This is a genomic window from Blautia sp. DFI.3.45 (assembly GCF_020593505.1).
GTDB classification, from domain to species: domain Bacteria; phylum Bacillota; class Clostridia; order Lachnospirales; family Lachnospiraceae; genus Blautia_A; species Blautia_A wexlerae.
Genome location: NZ_JAJDMI010000106.1, coordinates 1 through 2,157, shown reverse-complemented (window position 1 = coordinate 2,157; position 2,157 = coordinate 1). Strand labels below are relative to the sequence as shown.

Sequence of the window (2,157 nt, the reverse complement as noted above, 5' to 3'; positions counted from 1 at the left end):
CTTTTCTGGCACTTCCATTAATGATTACAATTTTCATGCGTGTATCCTCCAACTTTTTCAATTCAAATAACTTTAGGTTGCCTGTCATAAAATATTCGAGAAGAACTCTTCTAGTAAACTATTGATCATCTCCGGTTTATCTGTATTAGAATTATGACCGGCCCCTTCAATCCACTTTAAAGGAATTTTCGTTTTTCGATGCCATTCTCTGTTATACCTTATGCATGAACCGGCATGATCCTTTGTACCACATATCAACAGGGAAGGACATTTGATTTCATAAGGCAGATCCTTTTCCATTGCCTCTGCCAGAATACGAAATCCATGCCCGGCAATTTGTGCATAACGATGCTGATCACCATCATAGACCAGCATCATTTCCTTCATCAGGTTTCTGCCATAATTAGAAGTTGCAACTCCCTTTGTTCCGGATTTTAAAAGCAACTTCCATGGGTAATGTGCATATACTGGTTCCATTCTTTTCAGAAGCCAGATCTCCACTGCTGTCACATAGTTTCTCTGGAGCGGTGCTGAATCAATGGAAATCCATTCAGCCATTTTGCCTTATCAAACAAGTCAAAATCAAACCGGAACGGCCAGGAAGAGGCATGAGCCGGTGCATCCCATACAATAATATTATATTTTCCATCGAAGTACGCAACCTGTTTATCAAACAGTCTATGGTCAGCAGTCAGCCCCGCAAGAAATACAAGCGTCGTTGTATCCAAACTCAGAATACTTGACCAATAGTGAATTGTTCCGCAAGGAGTTTGATATGTACTTTCCTTCAACAAATCCACCTCCGCAATTTTCATTTTTCTCAGTTACACAAACTGAAAAACTTTAACTATTTTCATATTGGTTTTTTTATCAAATACATTCTGCTACATCTCATCCGGTTTTTGACCGTCGTGGGCTTTCCATTGACACTCCGTCAATTTCATATCTGTAAATACCGCTTTAAACGATGAATCTTCCGGACTGCATGCATAAATTCCAAATTTGATTTTTCCTGCACCAGCCCACATATGACAAATCCTCATTTGCTTAAACCGTATGCCATCCTCAGAACATTCAATGCAATAATCATCTTCACGTCTACTGAGACGATACCACATAGATTTAATCTCTGCATCAATTTCCGTAGTTGCCCAATCTGAATATCCATTGTTTGTCACAACACTTCCCAGGTGCTGAAAATTGTCATTCTCATATTCTATAGAACCTTTCAACCAATTCTCACTGTCAAGATACATAACCACACCGCACTGATCAAAGCGATGATGGCTTTCCTTAAAATCTGTTTTCACCATAAATGAAAAAAACTTTTCCTCTGTTTCTATCTGCAAAACCGGAGCATTATCATTGCGGAAATGATAGTAAGTTCTTTGCCACAAATCAGTTCCAGGCTGTGTAATAATCTCAATTTTGTCATCTGTCAGCGTGTAATCATCAGGTTCTCTCGTCCACTTAAAATCTTTTATATTCATTTCATTATCCCTCCAACTTCCGATTTCTATTTTCGTTTCCATAGCATAGTGTACTCTTTTTCACCAGTATCTTCATCCAAATCTTCACATTGAATAATGAACCCTTCTCTTTGGTAAAAAGAAATTGCTCTGGCATTCTTCTGGTATACATTTAATCGTAAGCTAACTTTTTTATCCTTAACATAATCTAATAAAAGCTTACCTATGCCACATGACTGCATTTCATCGGAGACAAAAATACCTTCGATATATTCAGCATTTAGTCCTACAAATCCTTGAATCATTTTATCCTCTTCATACACATAGACTTCGGATTGTGACATCATTTCTTTCACTAATTCATAATTACTTTTCCAGTATTGATTGGAAATAAAATAATGTGCTTTCAGATTTGTCTTTAACCATATGTCAGCAACTCTATCGATATCTCCGTTCAGCAACTTTCTAATCATAACAAATATTCTCCACAACTACATCCTTTATGCTTTTCTCTTTTATCCATTCTATCACAAGCTCACCATTAATCATCAATTTTTTGATATTTTTTTTCTCCTATTGCAAAACAGCATCTGAGCGTTTCGTTATATAGAGTGGTACAAATACAGAGCAAAAGTGAATTACTCGGTAACTGAGTTACCAGAGCATCTGAATTAAGGCGGGATACCGC

General features: G+C 37.1%; 4 protein-coding genes. All 4 read right to left on the bottom strand.

Annotated features, from left to right (window positions below; all coding sequences use genetic code 11):
* Positions 1-84: 84 nt before the first annotated feature.
* The gene (locus tag LJE09_RS17025) at positions 85-558 is read right to left on the bottom strand and encodes an alpha/beta fold hydrolase (protein WP_331466595.1); all 474 of its coding nucleotides are present in this window, start codon (positions 556-558) and stop codon (positions 85-87) included.
* Positions 507-791, bottom strand: coding sequence for an alpha/beta fold hydrolase (locus LJE09_RS18540; RefSeq protein ID WP_331466594.1), 285 nt, complete (start codon positions 789-791; stop codon positions 507-509). Before LJE09_RS18540 ends, LJE09_RS17025 begins: the two co-directional genes overlap by 52 nt.
* Before the next feature lie 93 nt (positions 792-884).
* Positions 885-1,490, bottom strand: a complete 606-nt coding sequence (locus LJE09_RS17020) for a DUF1349 domain-containing protein (RefSeq protein ID WP_021650112.1) — start codon at positions 1,488-1,490, stop codon at positions 885-887.
* 26 nt (positions 1,491-1,516) lie between these two features.
* Positions 1,517-1,942: a GNAT family N-acetyltransferase gene (locus tag LJE09_RS17015; RefSeq protein WP_055057987.1), complete on the bottom strand. Its 426-nt coding sequence runs from the start codon at positions 1,940-1,942 to the stop codon at positions 1,517-1,519.
* Between the last annotated feature and the right edge of the window lie 215 nt (positions 1,943-2,157).